Annotated in this window: 17 protein-coding genes; 7 read left to right on the top strand and 10 right to left on the bottom strand. The window is 57.8% G+C overall.

Annotated features, from left to right (window positions below):
* The first annotated feature begins 541 nt into the window (after positions 1-541).
* On the top strand, positions 542-2,047 hold the full coding sequence (gene dtpB / locus AB5Y99_RS12090; protein ID WP_323890828.1) for a dipeptide/tripeptide permease DtpB: 1,506 nt from the start codon (positions 542-544) through the stop codon (positions 2,045-2,047).
* A gap of 57 nt (positions 2,048-2,104) precedes the next feature.
* Here the strand turns inward: dtpB and ruvX are convergent, their stop codons facing one another.
* The 7 genes from ruvX to metK all read right to left on the bottom strand — a co-directional run bounded on the left by ruvX (position 2,105) and on the right by metK (position 7,746).
* Positions 2,105-2,527, bottom strand: coding sequence for a Holliday junction resolvase RuvX (ruvX, locus tag AB5Y99_RS12095; RefSeq protein ID WP_005343821.1), 423 nt, complete (start codon positions 2,525-2,527; stop codon positions 2,105-2,107).
* A gap of 43 nt (positions 2,528-2,570) precedes the next feature.
* Positions 2,571-3,125, bottom strand: a complete 555-nt coding sequence (locus AB5Y99_RS12100) for a YqgE/AlgH family protein (RefSeq protein WP_005349793.1) — start codon at positions 3,123-3,125, stop codon at positions 2,571-2,573.
* Between the two features lie 201 nt (positions 3,126-3,326).
* Positions 3,327-4,277: a glutathione synthase gene (gene gshB, locus AB5Y99_RS12105; RefSeq protein WP_040066605.1), complete on the bottom strand. Its 951-nt coding sequence runs from the start codon at positions 4,275-4,277 to the stop codon at positions 3,327-3,329.
* Between the two features lie 93 nt (positions 4,278-4,370).
* Positions 4,371-5,102 carry a 16S rRNA (uracil(1498)-N(3))-methyltransferase gene (gene rsmE / locus AB5Y99_RS12110; protein WP_075114978.1) on the bottom strand — a complete coding sequence of 244 codons (732 nt, stop codon included), beginning with the start codon at positions 5,100-5,102 and terminating at the stop codon, positions 4,371-4,373.
* 118 nt (positions 5,103-5,220) lie between these two features.
* Positions 5,221-5,925: an endonuclease gene (locus AB5Y99_RS12115; RefSeq protein WP_021229195.1), complete on the bottom strand. Its 705-nt coding sequence runs from the start codon at positions 5,923-5,925 to the stop codon at positions 5,221-5,223.
* Positions 5,926-5,998: 73 nt separating this feature from the next.
* Positions 5,999-6,526, bottom strand: coding sequence for a SprT family zinc-dependent metalloprotease (locus tag AB5Y99_RS12120; protein ID WP_323890832.1), 528 nt, complete (start codon positions 6,524-6,526; stop codon positions 5,999-6,001).
* A 68-nt stretch (positions 6,527-6,594) separates the two neighbouring features.
* Positions 6,595-7,746: a methionine adenosyltransferase gene (metK, locus tag AB5Y99_RS12125; RefSeq protein WP_005338519.1), complete on the bottom strand. Its 1,152-nt coding sequence runs from the start codon at positions 7,744-7,746 to the stop codon at positions 6,595-6,597.
* Positions 7,747-8,095: 349 nt separating this feature from the next.
* Here metK and tkt point away from each other — a divergent pair, with 349 nt between their 5' ends.
* On the top strand, positions 8,096-10,087 hold the full coding sequence (gene tkt, locus AB5Y99_RS12130) for a transketolase (RefSeq protein ID WP_005338517.1): 1,992 nt from the start codon (positions 8,096-8,098) through the stop codon (positions 10,085-10,087).
* A 179-nt stretch (positions 10,088-10,266) separates the two neighbouring features.
* Entirely contained in the window at positions 10,267-10,893 is a 627-nt protein-coding gene (locus tag AB5Y99_RS12135) for a hypothetical protein (RefSeq protein ID WP_128836291.1), read from the top strand.
* A 222-nt stretch (positions 10,894-11,115) separates the two neighbouring features.
* Here AB5Y99_RS12135 and AB5Y99_RS12140 read toward each other — a convergent pair whose 3' ends face one another.
* Positions 11,116-12,144 (bottom strand): NAD(P)H-quinone oxidoreductase, encoded by a 1,029-nt coding sequence (locus tag AB5Y99_RS12140; protein ID WP_368209778.1) that lies wholly within the window; start codon positions 12,142-12,144, stop codon positions 11,116-11,118.
* A gap of 135 nt (positions 12,145-12,279) precedes the next feature.
* Here AB5Y99_RS12140 and AB5Y99_RS12145 point away from each other — a divergent pair, with 135 nt between their 5' ends.
* The 3 genes from AB5Y99_RS12145 to AB5Y99_RS12155 all read left to right on the top strand — a co-directional run bounded on the left by AB5Y99_RS12145 (position 12,280) and on the right by AB5Y99_RS12155 (position 14,880).
* On the top strand, positions 12,280-13,152 hold the full coding sequence (locus AB5Y99_RS12145) for a LysR family transcriptional regulator (protein WP_150996685.1): 873 nt from the start codon (positions 12,280-12,282) through the stop codon (positions 13,150-13,152).
* A 145-nt stretch (positions 13,153-13,297) separates the two neighbouring features.
* Positions 13,298-14,161, top strand: coding sequence for a glyoxalase III HchA (gene hchA, locus AB5Y99_RS12150; RefSeq protein ID WP_368209780.1), 864 nt, complete (start codon positions 13,298-13,300; stop codon positions 14,159-14,161).
* Positions 14,158-14,880 (top strand): PA1136 family autoinducer-binding transcriptional regulator, encoded by a 723-nt coding sequence (locus tag AB5Y99_RS12155; protein ID WP_368209781.1) that lies wholly within the window; start codon positions 14,158-14,160, stop codon positions 14,878-14,880. Before hchA ends, AB5Y99_RS12155 begins: the two co-directional genes overlap by 4 nt.
* 72 nt (positions 14,881-14,952) lie before the next feature.
* Here the strand turns inward: AB5Y99_RS12155 and AB5Y99_RS12160 are convergent, their stop codons facing one another.
* On the bottom strand, positions 14,953-16,218 hold the full coding sequence (locus AB5Y99_RS12160; protein WP_075114970.1) for a RidA family protein: 1,266 nt from the start codon (positions 16,216-16,218) through the stop codon (positions 14,953-14,955).
* A gap of 614 nt (positions 16,219-16,832) precedes the next feature.
* A complete protein-coding gene (locus AB5Y99_RS12165; protein ID WP_170872266.1) occupies positions 16,833-16,970 on the bottom strand; it encodes a hypothetical protein in 138 nt (45 codons plus the stop codon).
* Between the two features lie 410 nt (positions 16,971-17,380).
* Between AB5Y99_RS12165 and AB5Y99_RS12170 the strand changes: the two genes are divergently transcribed.
* Entirely contained in the window at positions 17,381-18,253 is an 873-nt protein-coding gene (locus tag AB5Y99_RS12170; protein ID WP_075114969.1) for a hypothetical protein, read from the top strand.
* Positions 18,254-18,263 lie beyond the last annotated feature (10 nt).

Here is an 18,263-nt window from a genome sequence, read left to right on the forward strand (position 1 = left end):
CTCTTTTCACGAAAAAAATTCATGTGGTTTCATTAGAAAACTTCACTGATGGTCACTTTTAAAGTGTGATCGACCATTAAGTTCCTGTATTTGCAGTGATATAGCATGACACCCCTTGGAATGGCGGGGTTAGATAGCGCCTGTGTAGTGTGATAGCCAGTAGAGCGCGGAGTGAGCCAACCCCACCCCACAGGTCGTCTGTGGCCATATCATGCCCCGGCTATCTGGCCACCAGCCATGAGTGACGGAGCAGAGGGGAATAAGCATCAAGGTTGATAAACCGGCTTGAGTAAAGGGATGCAGCAAAGGTAGAACCCGGAGCCGGTAACTGTACTGGGAGACGCCACTCACCATCCCCCGATAACCCGTAATTGAAACCGGCTAGATGAAAAACACCTTTCATCGAACGGGGCCCGTGCACCCGAAAATAGCCAGATTGGCAGGCTGACTGTACTCCCCGTAATGGCAATGACGGACGAAAAAATAGTGCGGCAGCCACCACCAGATTAATAAAAATAAATCTCAGCAAAGGCAGGTTGATATGCGTCCAGCAACAGCACCGACTGGGTTGTTACAACAACCCAAACCCTTCTTTATGATATTTTTCGTCGAACTCTGGGAGCGCTTCGGTTATTACGGCGTGCAGGGGATCCTGGCAGTTTTCTTTGTACAGCAACTGGGTTTTTCCCAGGAGCAGTCGTTTATCACCTTCGGCGCTTTCTCGGCGCTGGTGTATGGCCTTATCTCGATTGGTGGTTATGTTGGCGACCATATTCTCGGGACCAAGCGCACCATGGTGCTGGGGGCTATCGTGTTGGTGGTCGGTTATTTTATGACCGGCCTGTCGATCTACAATCCTGACCTGATTTTCTATGCGCTCGGTACCATCGCGGTCGGCAACTGCCTGTTCAAGGCCAACCCGGCAAGTCTGCTCTCCAAATGTTATGCCCCGAAAGATCCGCGGCTGGATGGGGCTTTTACCCTCTTCTACATGTCGATCAATATCGGCTCGCTTATTTCCCTCTCGCTCGCGCCGGTAATTGCCGATCACTACGGCTATACCGTGACCTATAACCTGTGCGGGGTGGGGCTGATTATTGCGCTGCTTACCTTCTTTGCCTGCCGCAATATGGTCAAGGATATTGGCTCCGCGCCGGATCACCTGCCACTTAATTACAGCAAGCTGCTGCTGGTTATATTGGGCTCGGTAGCCATGGTCTTCTTTTGCGCCTGGCTGATGCACCACGTGGTGATCGCCAACATGGTGCTGATGACGGTGACCATCGCCGTGGTGATCTTCTTCTTCCGCGAGGCGTTCAGGCTCGACACTGTGGGCCGCAACAAGATGTATGTGGCCTTCGTGCTGATGCTGGAGGCGGTGCTCTTCTATGTGCTGTATGCCCAGATGCCGACGTCTCTGAACTTCTTTGCCATCAACAACATGCACCACGAAATGCTGGGCGTGAGCGTCAACCCCATCAGCTTCCAGGCGCTCAACCCCTTCTGGGTGGTGGTGGGTAGCCCGGTACTCGCGATGATCTATACCCGGATGGGCAGCAAGGGGCGGGATCTCACCATGCCGCTCAAGTTCACCCTCGGGATGTTCTTCTGTTCGCTGGGCTTTCTGACGGCGGCGGCATCCGGCTGGTGGTTTGCCGATGAGCAGGGGCTTACCTCCCCCTGGTTTATGGTGCTTATCTACCTGTTCCAGAGTCTGGGCGAGCTGATGATCAGTGCCCTGGGACTGGCGATGGTCGCCGCGCTGGTGCCACAACGGCTGATGGGCTTCATTCTCGGAATGTGGTTCCTGACTCAGGCGATGGCGTCCCTGCTGGGGGGCTATGTGGCGACTTTTACCGCCGTGCCGCAAGGGATGACGGATCCGCTGCAAACTTTGCCCATTTACACCGGCGTATTTGGCAAGATCGGGATGGCGACCCTGCTGATTGCGGTGGTGATGGGGCTGATGGTGCCCTGGCTCAACCGGATGATGAATGCGAACCCGACCGAGGCCGAAGGGCTGGTGGCGGGACAATCACAGGCGTAATGAGGGGATAGTGCGAGACAAGGCAAGGGCGGCGACCCTTGCCTTGCTGTTGATGGTTTAGTTGTACTGCTCTTCCATCCAGGCTTCGACGATCAGCTGCGCCGATACCCCGTCCACGCTGCCTTTTTCCAGCGCGCGATAGCCGCCTCGCTCAAACAGGCGGGCGCGGGCATCTGTGGTGGTGAGTCGCTCATCCTTGAACTCCACCGGCTTGCCGAAACGGCCATGTAGCCGGTTGCCGAATTTGCGGGCCCGTACCGTGATCTCCTGATCGGTACCATCCATGTTCAGCGGCAGACCGACCACCAGCAGGTCCGGTTGCCACTCCTTGAGCAGCTTCTCAATCTCGTCCCAGTTGGGGATGCCGTCGTTGGCCTTGAGGGCGCGCAGAGGCTGGGCTGTGCCAGTCAGCTCCTGACCGATGGCGACGCCAATGCTCTTGGTGCCATAGTCAAAGCCCATGATGCTGCGTGATGACATAACTGATAAATCCTCGAAATAGAGAGCGGAGCGGGCCAGCCGATCAGCTGTGGCCGATATCGCTGGAGAGGTGAACCGGGTTCACCCCTATGCTGGCGGCGGCTTGCTGCCAACGTTTGTGAATGGGGGTCTTGAACACCAGAGCCGGATTGGGGGGGATCACCAGCCAGGCGCCGTCCACCAGCTCCTGCTCCAGCTGACCGGCGCTCCAGCCAGCATAGCCAAGGGCCACCAGCCAATGGGCAGGGGCTTCGCTCGTACCCAGGGTTTCCAGAATATCCTTGGAGGTGGTCACCATCATCTCATCCCCCACCTGCAGGGTGGAGTTGAAACCGGGGCGAAAGCTGTGCAGCACGAAGCCGCGATCGGCGTGAACCGGCCCCCCTTGCAGCACCGGCTGCTTGAGCTCCGGGTTGTTGGGCGGATTGAGCTGGAGCTGGGTCAGCATGGTTTCCAGCGACATCTCGACCGGAATGTTGACGACCAGTCCCATGGCGCCCTCTTCGTTGTGCTCGCACAGATAGACCAGCGAGCGCTCGAAGTAGGGATCCGTCAGGCTTGGCATGGCAAGCAGGAAGTGATTTTGCAGTGTTTGCATAGAGGCCAAATAGTGCAAAGGTATTTGAGGTCAATTATGGCAGTTGATCCCCATGGGAAAAACCGCTTTTTGGGCTGGGCGAGATCCCGCCCCTTTCCGGATTGCCTTGAAACAGAGAGGGTGGCGCCGGGCCACCCTCTCTGTTTCAGGGCTTGTCAGGGGCGTGTTACCCCTGAACAGGCCGGTTAGCCTTCCTGGTGATTATTTGCCCAGCCGACGCTCGATGGCATCCATCAGCATGCCGGTGATGTGCACATCGAAGGCCGCTTCAATCTCGCGAATGCAGGTCGGGCTGGTGACGTTAATCTCGGTCAGCCGATCGCCGATGATGTCGAGGCCGACGAAGATGAGGCCTTTCTCTTTCAACGTCGGGCCCACCGCGCGGGCGATGGCCCAGTCGGCTTCGCTCAGGGGACGTGCTTCACCACGGCCACCGGCAGCCAGATTGCCACGGGTCTCCCCCTGCGCCGGAATGCGGGCGAGGCAGTAAGGCACCGGTTCACCGTCCACCACCAGCACCCGCTTGTCGCCATCCTTGATGGCGGGCAGGTAGGTCTGCGCCATGCAGTACTGGCTGCCGTGGGCGGTCAGGGTCTCGATAATCACGCCGACGTTGGCGTCATCTTCCTTCATGCGGAAGATGGAGGCGCCGCCCATGCCGTCCAAGGGCTTCAAGATCACGTCTTTGTGCTTCGCGTGGAAGGCGCGCAGCTTGTCAGCGCGGCGGGTCACCAGCGTGGTCGGGGTGTGCTCGGCAAACCAGGCGGTGTAGAGCTTCTCGTTGGCGTCGCGCAGGCTCTGCGGCTTGTTGACGATAAGGCAACCCTCATCCTCGGCCCGCTCCAGCATGTAGGTGGCGTAGATAAATTCGGTGTCGAACGGCGGATCCTTGCGCATCAGGATCACATCGAGGTTGGAGAGGGGCTGATCCACCACCTCGCCCAGCGTGTACCAGTCGGCATAGTCATATTTGACGGTGAGCGGGCGCATGGTGCCAAAGGCGCGACCGGCTTCCATGTAGAGATCCTTCATCTCCAGATAGAAGAGCTCATAGCCGCGCTTTTGCGCCTCTTCGAGCATGGCAAAGCTGGAATCTTTCTTGATGTTGATGGCCGAGATGGGGTCCATCACGATGCCGAGTTTAATGGTCATCCGCTGTTCCTTTTTAATGGCTCGATAGGGTTGTAGGGTCGATTAGCGCAGCGTAATCGTCCGCTTGAGGCTGCGTCGATGCAGCCTATTTTATCAAGCGAGATCGCCAAAGCGGCATTGCAGCGCGGTAATGGCGGTCAGGGCGGCAGTTTCGGTGCGCAGCACCCGCGGCCCCAGCAGCATCTCTTTGAAATCTTCCTGCACGGTACGGGCGATCTCGTCGCTCGACAAGCCCCCTTCCGGGCCAATCAGCAGGCGCACGCCGTGCTCGGGAACGGGCAGGGTGTTGATGCTGTACTCGGCGCGCGGGTGCAGGTTGAGCTTGAGCTCTTTGGTCTCTTCCGCCAGCCAGGCGTCCAGCTCCATCGGCATGCGCACCTCTGGCACCACGTTGCGGCCGCACTGTTCGCAGGCGCTGATCACCACCTTCTGCCACTGTTCGCGCTTCTTCTCCAGCCGGTCTGCCGGCAGCTTGACGCCGCAGCGCTCGGAGAAGAGTGGGGTGATGCAGGTGACGCCCAGCTCAACCGATTTCTGGATGGTGAAGTCCATCTTGTCGCCACGGCTGATCACCTGACCGAGGTGGATGGCCAGCGGTGACTCCACTGATTGGACGTCGCAGCTGTCGATGGTCACTTCCACCGACTTTTTGCCGACGCTGGTGATGGTGGCGGGGTATTGATTGCCATCGCCGTTGAACAGCTCGAGCTGCTGGCCCGGCTGCATGCGCAGTACCCGGCCGATATGGTTGGCGCCGTCTTCCGACAGGGCGATAGTCTGGCCAACTTGCAAGGTGGCCGGTTCATAGATACGTGGAATGCGCATGGCTGCTTGTCAGTCTCTTGCTTGGAAACCCTTTATATCCTGCGCCGAGCAAGGCTCACGCGGCAGTGAAGAAGGGTTTCATGATAGGAGGGGCGATCCCCTCCCTGGTCAAATGGGGTTATTGGCACTGTTTTTCAATAAAGGGATTGGTATTGCCCTGCAGCTTGCCGATGCGGCGGTTGCGCTCACACTCCCAGCCCTCTGCCGGGTACTGGCGATCCCAAGCTTCAAACAGTTTACGCTGTTGCGCTGCCAGACGCAGCCCATACTGCTGGCTCATGTAGAGGTAGGCACGGGCAATCTGGCCCCGCACCGGCCCCTTGGGCGGTTGCACCCGACGATCCTTGAAATCCACCAGCATCTGGCACTGGCCGTACTGATCCGGCTTGCCGTTCCAGTCGGAGAAGCGGTAGTTGGCCCGATCGCCGTTCACCTCGCCAATGGCGGGGAAGAGGTTGTGCATGTCCCCCTCCATCTTGTTGAACTCGGGGCTCGCTTTTTCGCAATTCTTGCGACCGCCATCCTGCCAGCATTGCAGCTGGTGGCCGAACTCCCAGGCGGGGACCACGTGTTCCCACTCGATACGGGCGGCGCGTTTGGCCTGCTTGCGCGGCTCATAGCCGCAGCTGGCGAGATCCGGGCTCATTTTCTTGCCCTGATAGTCGATGTCGCAGCCGCAGTAGAAGGTGGTGACCGCAGGCTGGCTGCGATAGAGCTTCACCAGATCCTGCTTGGCTTCACGAAAGGTCTGGGCGTGCAGGGGGGCGCTGAGCAGCGGCAAACCGGCCAGCAGGGTCAGGGCGAGGGAGGAGATGAAACGCATGGGATTCCTTGCAAACGGGATGATTGACGAACGATGGCGGGCACCCTACCACAGGGGCGCGACACAAGCTGGCTTACTGCTCTGGCTCCGGCCGTTCCCGCTCCAGCGGTTGCTTGCAGCGGCGGCAGTGATAGCGGGCCTCGCCACGCACCACCTTGTTGTGACGGCGAATAGAGAGCTGATGCTGCTGGCAGAGGCAGCGATAGGGCACGGTGCGCTGGGCCAAAACCGCCAGATCGAAGCTGTGGGTGGTTCTGGGCTCAAGGCCGAACACCTCCCGCATCACCGATTGCCACTGGCGGCCGTGAGGCAAGACCCGGTTTTTGCCGCGTCCTTCACCCCATAGGGCGTGAACCAGCAGATGGGCCACCTCGTGGGGCACCACCTCATCCAGAAACGCCTGCTGGTTGGCCTGATAGAGGGCGGGATTGAAGCGCAGCTCCCAGGTTTGCAGCCGCGCCGATCCCGCCGCCCGGCCCCGCATATTGCAATGGACTTGCGGGCGGGGGAAGGTGCGGCCAAGGCGCGCCTCGGCCTGCACAAAACAGGCTTCTACGCGTTGTTGCAGCAGGGCGACAAGCTGGGCAGGAGTGGCAGACATCAACATCTCGTCAAATGGCGGATAAGCAAAAGGGGAGCCAGGCTCCCCTTTTATCACAACAGCGAGCCTTACAGGCCAGCGGCAGAACGCAGCAGTTCGGCCTTGTCGGTCTGCTCCCACGGGAACTCGTCGCGACCGAAGTGACCGTAGGCGGCAGTGGCCTGGTAGATCGGGCGCTTAAGATCCAGCATTTCGATCAGGCCATATGGGCGCAGTTCGAAGTGCTCGCGCACCAGCTTGACCAGCAGCTCTTCGGCGACCTTGGCAGTACCGAAGGTCTCGACGCTGATGGAGGTTGGCTCGGCCACGCCGATGGCGTAGGAAATCTGGATTTCACAGCGATCGGCCAGACCGGCTGCAACGATGTTTTTGGCAACGTAGCGGGCTGCGTAAGCAGCGGAGCGATCAACCTTGGACGGATCCTTACCGGAGAAGGCGCCACCACCGTGACGGGCCATGCCGCCGTAGGTGTCGACGATGATCTTGCGACCGGTCAGACCGCAGTCACCCATCGGGCCGCCGATAACGAAACGGCCGGTCGGGTTGATGAAGTATTTGGTGTCCTTGTTGACCCACTCGGCCGGCAGTACCGGCTTGATGATCTCTTCGCGTACCGCTTCAACCAGATCCTTGTGGCTAATGGATTCGGCGTGCTGGGTAGACAGTACAACGGCATCCACACCGATGATCTTGCCTGCGTCGTCGTAGGCGAAGGTCAGCTGGCTCTTGGCATCCGGACGCAGCCACGGCAGGGTGCCGTTCTTGCGCACTTCAGCCTGACGCTTCACCAGCAGGTGAGAGTAGGTGATGGGGGCCGGCATCAGCACGTCGGTTTCGTTGGTGGCGTAGCCGAACATCAGGCCCTGGTCGCCAGCGCCCTGCTCCAGCGGATCGCTACGGTCAACACCCTGGTTGATGTCCGGGGACTGCTTGCCGATGGCGTTCAGCACGGCGCAGGAGTCAGCGTCGAAGCCCATGTCGGAGTGGGTGTAGCCGATTTCGCGTACGGTATCACGCACGATCTCTTCGATATCAACCCAGGCAGAGGTGGTTACTTCGCCGGCCACCATGACCATACCGGTCTTGACCAGGGTCTCACAGGCAACACGGGCCTTGGTATCTTGCTTGAGGATCGCGTCCAGTACCGCATCGGAGATCTGGTCCGCAATCTTGTCGGGATGGCCTTCGGAGACCGACTCGGAAGTAAACAGCTTTGCCATGATAAGAGTCTCAGCTTGTCTGGGTTATCGCCACGGCAATAACCGGATGAATGGGATGGTGTAGAGGTATCTACATCTGGACGTCTATTTTAATTAGCGCCCCCCGTGATTGCCAGCACTATTTTGTCGCGCAGTGTCCAATGGGTCACAAGCGGTGCTCTCCTATCCCGAAAGGGATGGAAGTCAAACGTTTTTCTCTGGTTGCTTTGGTCAATAGAGGGCAAGAAAAGCGATTGTCCTCCCAAAGCCACTTTATTCATCCAGATAATATTTGCACGCCGCGCGCCCTGCTGGGACAATAACGCGCCTTAATCTTGGCCATCAAATGAAGCAATCGCAGGAGATTCAGATGCCTTCTCGTAAAGAGCTTGCCAATGCCATTCGTGCATTGAGTATGGATGCCGTTCAAAAAGCCAACTCCGGTCACCCGGGCGCCCCCATGGGAATGGCGGATATCGCCGAAGTGCTGTGGCGTAGCCACCTCAGACATAACCCGAACAACCCCAAGTGGGCCGACCGCGACCGTTTCATTCTCTCCAACGGCCACGGCTCCATGCTGCTGTACTCCCTGCTGCACCTCTCCGGTTATGACCTCTCCATCGACGATCTGAAAAACTTCCGCCAACTGCACTCTCGCACCCCGGGTCACCCGGAGTACGGCTATGCACCGGGCGTGGAAACCACCACTGGCCCGCTGGGTCAGGGCATCACCAACGCCGTTGGTATGGCGATCGCCGAAAAAGCCATGGCTGAGCAGTTCAACCAGCCGGGCCACGACATCGTTGACCACTACACCTACGCCTTCATGGGCGATGGCTGCCTGATGGAAGGTATCTCCCACGAGGCTTGCTCTCTGGCCGGTACCCTGCAACTGGGCAAACTGATCGCGTTCTGGGATGACAACGGCATCTCCATCGACGGTCACGTAGAAGGCTGGTTCACCGACGACACCGTCAAGCGCTTCGAAGCCTACGGCTGGCACGTTATCCCGGCTGTTGACGGCCACAGCCCGGAAGCCATCAATGCCGCCATCGAAGCCGCCAAGGCCGAGACCGGCAAGCCGACTCTGATCTGCTGCCGCACCATCATCGGTTACGGCTCCCCGAACAAATCCGGTTCTCACGACTGCCACGGCTCACCGCTGGGCAACGACGAGATCGCCGCTGCTCGTGCCTTCCTGAAGTGGGACCACGCGCCGTTCGTTATCCCGGCCGATATCGCTGCCGAGTGGAACGCTCAGGAGAAGGGCGCTGCACTGGAAGCCGACTGGGCTGCCAAGTTCGCTGCCTATGAAGCCGCTCACCCGACGCTGGCTGCCGAATTCAAGCGCCGTACCGCTGGCGAACTGCCGGCCAACTGGGCTGCCGAATCCGCCAAGATCATCGAAACCCTGCAAGCCAACCCGGCCAAGATTGCTACCCGTAAAGCGTCCCAGAACTCTCTGGAAGCCTTCGGCAAGCTGCTGCCGGAGTTCATGGGCGGCTCTGCTGACCTGGCGCCTTCCAACCTGACCATGTGGTCCGGCTCCAAGTCTCTGACCAACGACGATGCCTCCGGCAACTACATCCACTACGGTGTCCGCGAGTTCGGCATGTCTGCCATCATGAACGGTATCGCCCTGCACGGTGGTTTCATCCCCTACGGCGCTACCTTCCTGATGTTCATGGAGTACGCTCGCAACGCCTTGCGCATGGCCGCCCTGATGAAGCAGCGCGCCATCTTCGTTTACACCCACGACTCCATCGGTCTGGGTGAAGATGGCCCGACTCACCAGCCGGTTGAGCAGATCGCCTCCCTGCGCCTGACTCCGAACATGAGCACCTGGCGTCCGTGTGACCAGGTTGAATCTGCCATCGCCTGGAAACACGCCATCGAGCGTACCGACGGCCCGACCTCTCTGATCTTCTCTCGTCAGAACCTGGCCCAGATGGACCGTACTGCCCAGCAGCTGGCCGACACCGCCAAGGGTGGCTACGTGCTGAAGGATTGCGCCGGTACTCCGGAGCTGATCCTGATCGCCACCGGTTCCGAAGTGGAACTGGCTGTTGCCGCCTATGAGCAGCTGACTGCCAAGGGCCGTGCCGTGCGCGTGGTCTCTCTGCCGTCTACCGACGTGTTCGACGCCCAGTCTGCCGAGTACAAAGAGTCCGTCCTGCCGTCCTCCGTCACCAAGCGTGTGGCCATCGAAGCCGGCATCGCTGACTACTGGTACAAGTACGTCGGTTTCGGCGGCAAGATCATCGGTATGACCACCTTTGGTGAGTCCGCACCGGCCGAGCTGCTGTTCAAGGAATTCGGCTTTACCGTGGAAAACGTGGTTGCGACCGCTGAATCCCTGTAATTCCTGAAGGTTGGGCCAGCTTGACCCAATAGCTGGAAAATAAACGCCCTCCATCGCAAGATGGGGGGCGTTTTTATTGGCACAGGAAAATAGTAAATTAAAAATATATTTCAATGCCTGAGAGTTGATAGTACTTTTTCTTGATGATTGATCTTCATTGTCTTAATAAAGGCTAAGCTATGGTTATAAGAGGTTGGGTTATTATAGTTGTTGTTTTTGTACTTTTATTTTCCCCTGTTGCTTTATATGTAAATACATTTGGCGGAGATTTGTCACAAGACCACTCTCGATGGGCCGAATTTGGCTCGGCAATTGGAGGTATCTATGCACCAATACTCGGATTTATTACGTTAGTAGTTTTGATTCGTCAGCTTTCTTTACAGAAACAGATGAATGACCAGTATTATTTGCAGCAAGCACGAGAAGATATCGAGTTTTATGCATCGCAGTTATCTAATATTCTTGATGAATCACTGGTCGGTAATGTGCCGTTGAGGGCTGTACTTCACGAAAAGTTTATGTTTTGTAGCCCTGAACATCTATGTTCAATGGATATGAAGAATATTGCCATTGATATTCATAGGGTAATGCCACAGGCACTTGATATATGGGCAGCCATATACCCTGTATTAATAGGGCTATCTGCGGTTGATGACTCATTATTTAAAATGACATTGGCCTCTTCAAATCAAAAACTAGTTGCATTACTCAGTTTTGAAATATGTGTGGCTTTGGATAATTTGCATTTTTGTCGTACTGATGGGAAAAGCGGTTTTACATATATTTTTAACCAAAAATTGCAGTAGAGCTATCTAAATAGCTCGTAGGTTCGATTAGCGAAGCGTAATCGGACGTTCGCGTTCTTTAAAACGATGTCATAAAAATAATGCCCCATATGTTACATAAAAAGAGACCGGCCATCAGCCGGTCTCTTTTTATTATTTAAAACAAATCTTACGCCTGCGGCGGGGTGCTTTCGGCGTTGGACATCACCGCATCCACCTCGGCCTGCTCCACCATGGGCCTTATCAATCTGACGACAAGGGTGCCATGGTTAATACCAGCTTGCCGATATGACGGCCTGAATCCAGCAAATGGTGGGCGGCGGCGGCCTCATGCAGCGGGAAGGTCTGGTAAACCTGCGGTTTGACCTTGCCCCTTTCGATAAATGGCCAGACATGAGTTTGCAGCTGGGCGATCAGATCGGCTTTTTCCTGCGGAGTACGCGAGCGCAGGGTAGAGCCGATATGGGTCAGCCGCTTTTGCAGCATGGGAAACAGATCCAGATTGGGGGCGGCGCCCGCAATAATGCCGATCTGGACTATGCGGCCATTGATGGCGGCCGCCGCATAGTTGCGCGCGACATACTCCCCGCCAATGATATCGAGAATGATGTCGGCGCCATGCCCATCGGTGGCCGCATGCACGGCCTCGACAAAATCTTCCTTCTTGTAGAGCACGGCCACATCCGCGCCCAGCTTGATGCTGGCGGCCTGCTGCTCGGGTGAGCCGACCGTGGTGATGATTTTTGCGGCGCCAAATGCCTTGGCCAGCATGGTGGCGGTCGTGCCGATGCCGGAGGCGCCGCCATGAATCAAGATGATGTCGCCTTTTTTAAACTGGCCCCGTTCAAACATATTTGACCAGACTGTCATAAAGGTTTCCGGCAGTGCCGCGGCTTCGACAAAGCTCAATCCGGGCGGCAGGGGCAGGACATTGCTCTGGTGGGCGACGCTGTACTCGGCATAGCCGCCACCCGAAATCAGCGCGGCGACCTTGTCGCCAACCTTGAGATGCTCCACCTGCTCCCCCTTGGCGACCACGACCCCGGCGACCTCCAGCCCGGGAATATCCGATGCCCCTGCCGGAGGCGGGTAGAGCCCTTTGCGCTGCATCACATCCGGCCCATTGATGCCGGTCGCATAGTGCCGGATCAAAACCTCATCGGGCTTGGGCGTTGGTGTGGCGCGGGTGGTCAGTCGCAAGACATCGGGGCCACCTGGCTGGGTAATCTCTACCGCGTTCATGGTGGCGGGAATGGAATAGGCGTTATGCATCAGCGGCTCCTTGTAACGAGGTGATATGAGGTTCCCCGGATGGGATGAGCACCAAGATAGTGGAGATTGCTGATGAATAAACGCAGTATTATCCCTCACCTGTAATGCAAAAATGCATTTCAATCGGGAGTCGTGATGAACTGGGATGATGCGAAAATTTTTCTGGCGTTGCATCGGGAAGGGAGCCTGAGGGGCGCCGCCCGTGTGGTCGGGGTCGATCAGGCCACCATTGGCAGACGGATTGCCGCACTGGAGCATCGTCTGGCGGCCACGCTGTTTCTCCGTACATCCAAGGGGTATGTGCTGACTAATGTCGGAGAGATAGTGCTGGCCAGCGCCCAGCAGATGGAGCTGGCTGCCATTGATTTCGTGCGGGCGGCGCAAGGGGTCGACAACCGCCTGGTCGGGGAGGTCAGTGTGGCGACCACAGACACCCTGGGGATGGATTTTTTGATACCGGCCCTGACCGAGCTGCATCAGCGTTATCCCGATATCAGGGTCATCCTCAATACCTCGACCCAGGTGCTCAATCTGTCCCTGCGGGAAGCGGATATCGCGATCCGGACGGTGAAGCCGGACAATCCCGACCTGATTATTCGCAAGCTGGCCTCCTGGCCGGTCGGGTTGTATGCCTCCGCCGACTATCTGGCTCGCCATGGCATTCCCGAAGCGGGCACCGGTTTTGCGGGCCATTCGCTGGTGGTGTATGAGCCCCACTGGCAGAGCGCTCGCTCGCCAATGATGCTCGAAGAGGCGGCCGAGGGGGCTACGGTCGCCGCGGGGGTCAATACCAGCCTGATGCTGCGTCAGGCCCTGTTGATGGGGTTGGGGCTTGGCGAGGTGGCGGTTCCGCTCGCAGAGCAAGCCGGGTTGGTGCGGGTCTGGCCCGAGCGGCAGTTACAGCAATCCTACGATGTGTGGCTGGTGACCCATCAGGATGTGCAGCATGCCGCGCGGGTCAGGGCGGTCATGGATGCCATCGTCAGGGCATTTGCCGCGATGGCCTAAGTCTGGCGGGGATTCTGTTCAGGCTTTGTCGCAGCGTGGTCACACCTCTTGCCATAGTCATGGCGGTTGAGGGAAAACCCTCATTTACTTGGTCTCTGACAGTCAATACTGTGAGACCGAGTCCACCACTACTGGAGCTTGACCCATGACAGACATGCTTGTTGACGATAAACAACCGACCCCGGATCCGGCAGAGCAGAATGCCTTCTTCCCGTCGCCCTACTCCCTGAGCCAGTTCACCTCGCGCAAATCTGACCTTGCCGGGGCCGACTATCCCGCTCCCTATCGGGAGGGGCGCTGGAAGATCCTGCTGATCGGTGCCGATGAGCGTTATCTGCCCACCGACAACGGCACCCTGTTTTCCACCGGCAACCATCCGGTCGAAACCCTGCTGCCCATGTATCACCTCGACAAGGCGGGCTTTGCCTTTGATGTGGCCACCCTTTCCGGCAATCCGGTCAAGTTCGAGTGGTGGGCCATGCCCGGCGAAGATGAAGATGTGTTGGGGCTCTATGGCAAATATCAGGCGCAGTTCCGCCAACCGGCCAAGCTGGCCGATCTGCTGAAAGAGGCGCTGACCGTCGACTCGGACTATATCGGCGTCTTTATTCCCGGCGGGCACGGCGCCCTGATGGGGCTGCCGGAGAGTGCCGAGGTGAAAGCGCTGCTGGATTGGGCGATGGCCAACGATCGCTTCATCATCTCCCTCTGTCACGGGCCTGCTGCGCTGCTGGCGGTGGCCAATCCAGAGACCTTCGCGGGCTACAAGATCTGCGCCTTCCCCGACGAGCTGGATGCCCAGACCCCGGCAATTGGCTATATGCCTGGCCACCTTACCTGGAAGTTTGGTGAGAAGCTCAAAGAGATAGGCTTTGAGATCGTCAACAACGGCATCTCGGGAGAGGTGTGCCGGGATCGCAATCTGCTGACCGGTGACAGCCCGCTGGCTGGTAATAACCTCGGCAAGCTGGCCGCCACCACCTTGCTGGAGGCGGTTGCCAAGCGATGAGGTTGTCGTCATCGCCAGCGAATGCGCTGCAGGTCGCGGTGGCGCTGGAAGGGTGCCAGCGGCTGGAGGAGATCCAGCAACTGGTGCGCGCCTTTGCCACCCCGCTGGGGTATCACCGCTTTGCGCTCTTCTCCATCAGTGCCAGCGAGGAGGGGGTGGTCGAGCATCTCTACTGGCTGGAGGGGGAGTGGCTGGAGAGCGGCGAGGCGGTCGACCTGCATGCCTATATGCGCGAGTGCCCGATGGCGATGCATATCAGGGAGCGAGACCAGCCCTTCTTCTGGAGCAAAACGGTTGGCGCTGCTGGCGAGCAGTACCGTACCGTTCGCCAGCCTGAGGGGCCGGGCCGACATGGCTTGCAGGTTCCCGTCTATGGGCCGTTGGGACTGGAAGGGGCGATGAGCTTTGGTGGCGATCAGATCGATGCCAGCGCTCCCGCTCGGGTTGGCCTTGCGCTGATCGCGGCGGCGGCTTTTCATGCAGCTCGTCGGCTGATGGAGATGCCGGTAGCGGGTCACGAGCGTGGCCTCACTGGGCGCGAGCGCGAAGTGCTGGAGTGGGTCTCCCGGGGTTGGCGCCATGCCGATATCGCCACCACCCTGAAACTCTCGGTGCGCACGGTCGAGAACCATCTGCGCAGTGCCCGCCGTCGACTCGGTGTAGCCACCACGGCAGAGGCGGTCAGAGTGGCGATCAGGAACCGCGATATCGAGGGCTGAGGGGCCATTCCTTTGTCAGGCATGTAAAAAGAGACCGGCATATAGCCGGTCTCTTTTTTATTTCCGCAACCTTTACGCCTGCGGCGGGGTACTTTCCGCATTGGACATCACCGCATCCATCTGGATTCGCGCGCCGGCGGGCAGCTCGATTACCCCGAATACGGTGCGGGCAGGCAGATAACCCGGGAAGTATTTGGTGTAGACGGCGTTGACCGCATCCAGATCCGCGATATTGGCGAGCTGGATATTGACCTTGACGATATCGTCCATCACATGGCCGATGCTCTCCACAATCGCCTTGATATTGCTCAGGCACTGGGCGGTCTGCTCCTTGATGCAGCCAGCCAGGAGCTTGCCGGTTGCGGGGTCTATCGGCAGTTGGGCAGAGAGATGGTTGTAGTGGGAGAAGGCGACGGTCTGGGTGTGCAAGGGGCTGCGCGGTGCCTTGTCGGTATTGCGGGCACGGATCACCAGATTGTGACGGTCTTCCACCAGTTGTGGCGGGGTGCCGTCACCGTGGGAGATGACCGCATCCATTTGCACCCGTGCCCCCATGGGCAGGGCGGCGGCACTGACCACAGAGCGGGCGGGCAGATAGGCGACGGCGCGGGCGATGGCGGAGTCGGGGAAGAAGGTGGTGTAGACCTCGTTGACGGCCTCCAGATCGGCCAGATTGGTCAGATAGACGGTCACCTTGACAATATCGTCAAACGGCACGTCGATACTCTCCAGCACCGCCTTGATATTGCGCAGGCACTGGCCCGCCTGCTCCTTGATGCCACCGGCGACCAGTTGGCCCGAGGCGGCCTCGACCGGCAGCTGGGCACCGATATTGTTGTAGTGGGAGAAGGCCACGGTATGGGTGGAGAGCGGATTGTGCGGCGCCTTGTCACTGTTGCGGGCCAGTTTAATCAGCGGGCAAGGATCTTGCGGGAAGGTACCTTCGCCGTTGGAGATGATGGCATCGATCTGCACCAGTGCGCCCAGCGGCAGGGCGGCGACGGCGAGGGTGGTGCGGGTCGGCAGATAGCCCGGGAAGAATTCGCGATAGACGGCGTTGACTGCCTCCAGATCGGCCATCTCTTTCAGGAAGATGGTCGCTTTGACCATATCGTCCATCACATGGCCGATGCTCTCGATGATCGCCTTGAGGTTGCTCAGGCACTGTCTGGCCTGCGCGGTGACATCGCCGCTCACCATCTTGCCGGTGGCGGGATCGACCGGCAGCTGGGCGGAGATATTGTTGTAATGAGAAAACGCCACCGTTTGGGTGCAGGGGCCCAGATCCTGGGGTGCATGGGGGGTATTTCTTGCCGACTTGATGATGGTGCCACTCATAGATATGCCTCTTTTTAATATTTGTTGTTTATTCAGGTACAGGTTTACCCCATCTTGTTGTGCGCCATGGCCACTGCGCCAACGGCGGCATCCCCGGTTATTATTTGTGATCCACTCAATCGCTGAGAGGAATAAGGGAGGAGAGGACAGGGTAGATATTTCAGACGCTGCGATTCTATGAGTGGCTATCAGGGGTTGCAAACCGCTGATTGCATTTCTATGAGATGGCTCAATGGGCGCAAATTTAATCATATTGCTATTCAATTCACCCGAAATCGTAGCCAATTCGTGTGCAAATGGTGCCGAACCGGCGGACAGCCTTGCCCTGACTGGGTTTGCTCTCCCCCTCTTCGGGATATTGGCGTGTGAATAAAGGGTTAATATTATGCGCCGATGTGCAAATAATGCATATTATGGTGCATGGATATCTGTTTTCAGCTCTTTTAAGGGGCTATGAAAATTCCCGTGAATATGCATGTCCACCTTATTAAAGATACCTCTGGAATATAATTCACGGCTTTTGCATTCCTCTCTGTTAACGATTATTCCGGCATACTCGATGACGCCTTGCTGGCAGCCGGGATCTGTTATTAACGCCATAAAATTCTATGCCATTAATTTGCACGGCGGATCTGCTCCTGCTGCACAGGAGTGGGGATCATGGCGTTGGCGTGACGATGTGCGGGAGCGGTGGTGCTGGATGAGCGGTGGCGCTGGATGAGGGGTGGTGGTGGCAATCCGCTTCTCTTCACGCCAGTTGCATCCCTAGATGGGTGGTGTTGCCCCGCGTCGTCGCTTTTTCCACTTTTTGCGAGTTTGTCCGATCTCCCTCTTATCTGTGGCTGGTTGTGATGATTGGGATGGTTTTCAGGGCTCTGAAACAGTTCAGGTGATTTCGCAGGCATAAATTTCAATATGCTGTTTTTAAAGGTAAATGCGTAAAAAAATGGATTTATCGACCGCTTCCTATTGTTTCTTGATGAAACTGTTAATTAGTGGCGTGATTGCGAGTCAGGTCGCTTTTTTCACTCGCTATTAATCGTATGATTAATAAGGTAATCAAGGAGCCCTGACGGAGAGCATCGAAGCACCGGCAGGCCATTGCCCAGGATTGGCAAGCGAGATCGCGTCGCGATCATCATTACCTGACTGTGGAGGATTTATGCTGGGTTTCGTTCTGGGCGATATGTATTGTCAAACATCTGGGCAGCGGTTATCTCCTCGCCTGGGAAAGAGCTTTCCCATTCCTGCCGATTATCGACTGCGCGGCCGGGTATCCGCCGCCATCATGACCATCGAGAGCCTACTCGATACCCCTTATCCGCAAAAGCAGTTTCGTGATCTGGTCTTTGGCGCCTTTATCGAGCGCCAGCGTCGGTTGTTTGGTGAACATGTGATTGTGGCCCGCATGGAAGGGGAGGAGGGGCTGGAGCTGTCGATCGACCTCTCGTTTGTCAGCACCGCCGTACCTGTGGGCCTCTTGGCCATATCTGAAGAGCTGGCCCTCGCCACGGCGCCGCGTCCCAAGAAGAGTCATCCCCACTACGAGGCGCTGTGCAAGGCGATCGACTGCATGGTGATGCTGATGTTTTATGGCAAGGTGATCCGCCAGCGGAATGCGGTGTTGGAAAATATCGGCCATCAGTTTGGTTATCAGCCCGCGGCGACCCTGACGGCGCGCGTTGGCAAAGGTGGGGAGGATGATTACGACGCCTTCATGGTCAATATCATGACCTGTATTGCCCACTCCAACTCGCTCAAGGAGGCGCTGGAGAACGCCAGCCGGATGGGAATTCAGGAGCCCGCTTTCTTCTGCATCGTCGGGGCGATTGCCAGCACTCTGTGGGGCGTTCCCAGACAGTGGGCGTATCAGGCTTCACAGCTGATCCATCGCTCCCACCACCACTACATCCAGAATTTGCTTCGCTGTGAAACCCGTGCCGGGCGGCGCCATATCAATCTGGAGCCGCCAAAGCCCCCGCTGTTTGCACCGATCCGGCAACAGGTTGTGCGTCTGTTCAAGGGGGCACACTGATCTGCAGCCC

It is taken from the genome of Aeromonas sp. R4-2, from assembly GCF_040908295.1.
GTDB classification, from domain to species: Bacteria; Pseudomonadota; Gammaproteobacteria; order Enterobacterales; family Aeromonadaceae; genus Aeromonas; species Aeromonas veronii.

Bases quoted from the DNA above. Each gene is read 5' to 3' on its own strand.
- dtpB (WP_323890828.1), top strand. From the start codon at position 542: ATGCGTCCAGCAACAGCACCGACTGGGTTGTTACAACAACCCAAACCC.
- ruvX (WP_005343821.1), bottom strand. From the start codon at position 2,527: ATGTCATCACGCAGCATCATGGGCTTTGACTATGGCACCAAGAGCATT.
- AB5Y99_RS12100 (WP_005349793.1), bottom strand. From the start codon at position 3,125: ATGCAAACACTGCAAAATCACTTCCTGCTTGCCATGCCAAGCCTGACG.
- gshB (WP_040066605.1), bottom strand. From the start codon at position 4,277: ATGACCATTAAACTCGGCATCGTGATGGACCCCATCTCGGCCATCAAC.
- rsmE (WP_075114978.1), bottom strand. From the start codon at position 5,102: ATGCGCATTCCACGTATCTATGAACCGGCCACCTTGCAAGTTGGCCAG.
- AB5Y99_RS12115 (WP_021229195.1), bottom strand. From the start codon at position 5,925: ATGCGTTTCATCTCCTCCCTCGCCCTGACCCTGCTGGCCGGTTTGCCG.
- AB5Y99_RS12120 (WP_323890832.1), bottom strand. From the start codon at position 6,526: ATGTCTGCCACTCCTGCCCAGCTTGTCGCCCTGCTGCAACAACGCGTA.
- metK (WP_005338519.1), bottom strand. From the start codon at position 7,746: ATGGCAAAGCTGTTTACTTCCGAGTCGGTCTCCGAAGGCCATCCCGAC.
- tkt (WP_005338517.1), top strand. From the start codon at position 8,096: ATGCCTTCTCGTAAAGAGCTTGCCAATGCCATTCGTGCATTGAGTATG.
- AB5Y99_RS12135 (WP_128836291.1), top strand. From the start codon at position 10,267: ATGGTTATAAGAGGTTGGGTTATTATAGTTGTTGTTTTTGTACTTTTA.
- AB5Y99_RS12140 (WP_368209778.1), bottom strand. From the start codon at position 12,144: ATGCATAACGCCTATTCCATTCCCGCCACCATGAACGCGGTAGAGATT.
- AB5Y99_RS12145 (WP_150996685.1), top strand. From the start codon at position 12,280: ATGAACTGGGATGATGCGAAAATTTTTCTGGCGTTGCATCGGGAAGGG.
- hchA (WP_368209780.1), top strand. From the start codon at position 13,298: ATGACAGACATGCTTGTTGACGATAAACAACCGACCCCGGATCCGGCA.
- AB5Y99_RS12155 (WP_368209781.1), top strand. From the start codon at position 14,158: ATGAGGTTGTCGTCATCGCCAGCGAATGCGCTGCAGGTCGCGGTGGCG.
- AB5Y99_RS12160 (WP_075114970.1), bottom strand. From the start codon at position 16,218: ATGAGTGGCACCATCATCAAGTCGGCAAGAAATACCCCCCATGCACCC.
- AB5Y99_RS12170 (WP_075114969.1), top strand. From the start codon at position 17,381: ATGCTGGGTTTCGTTCTGGGCGATATGTATTGTCAAACATCTGGGCAG.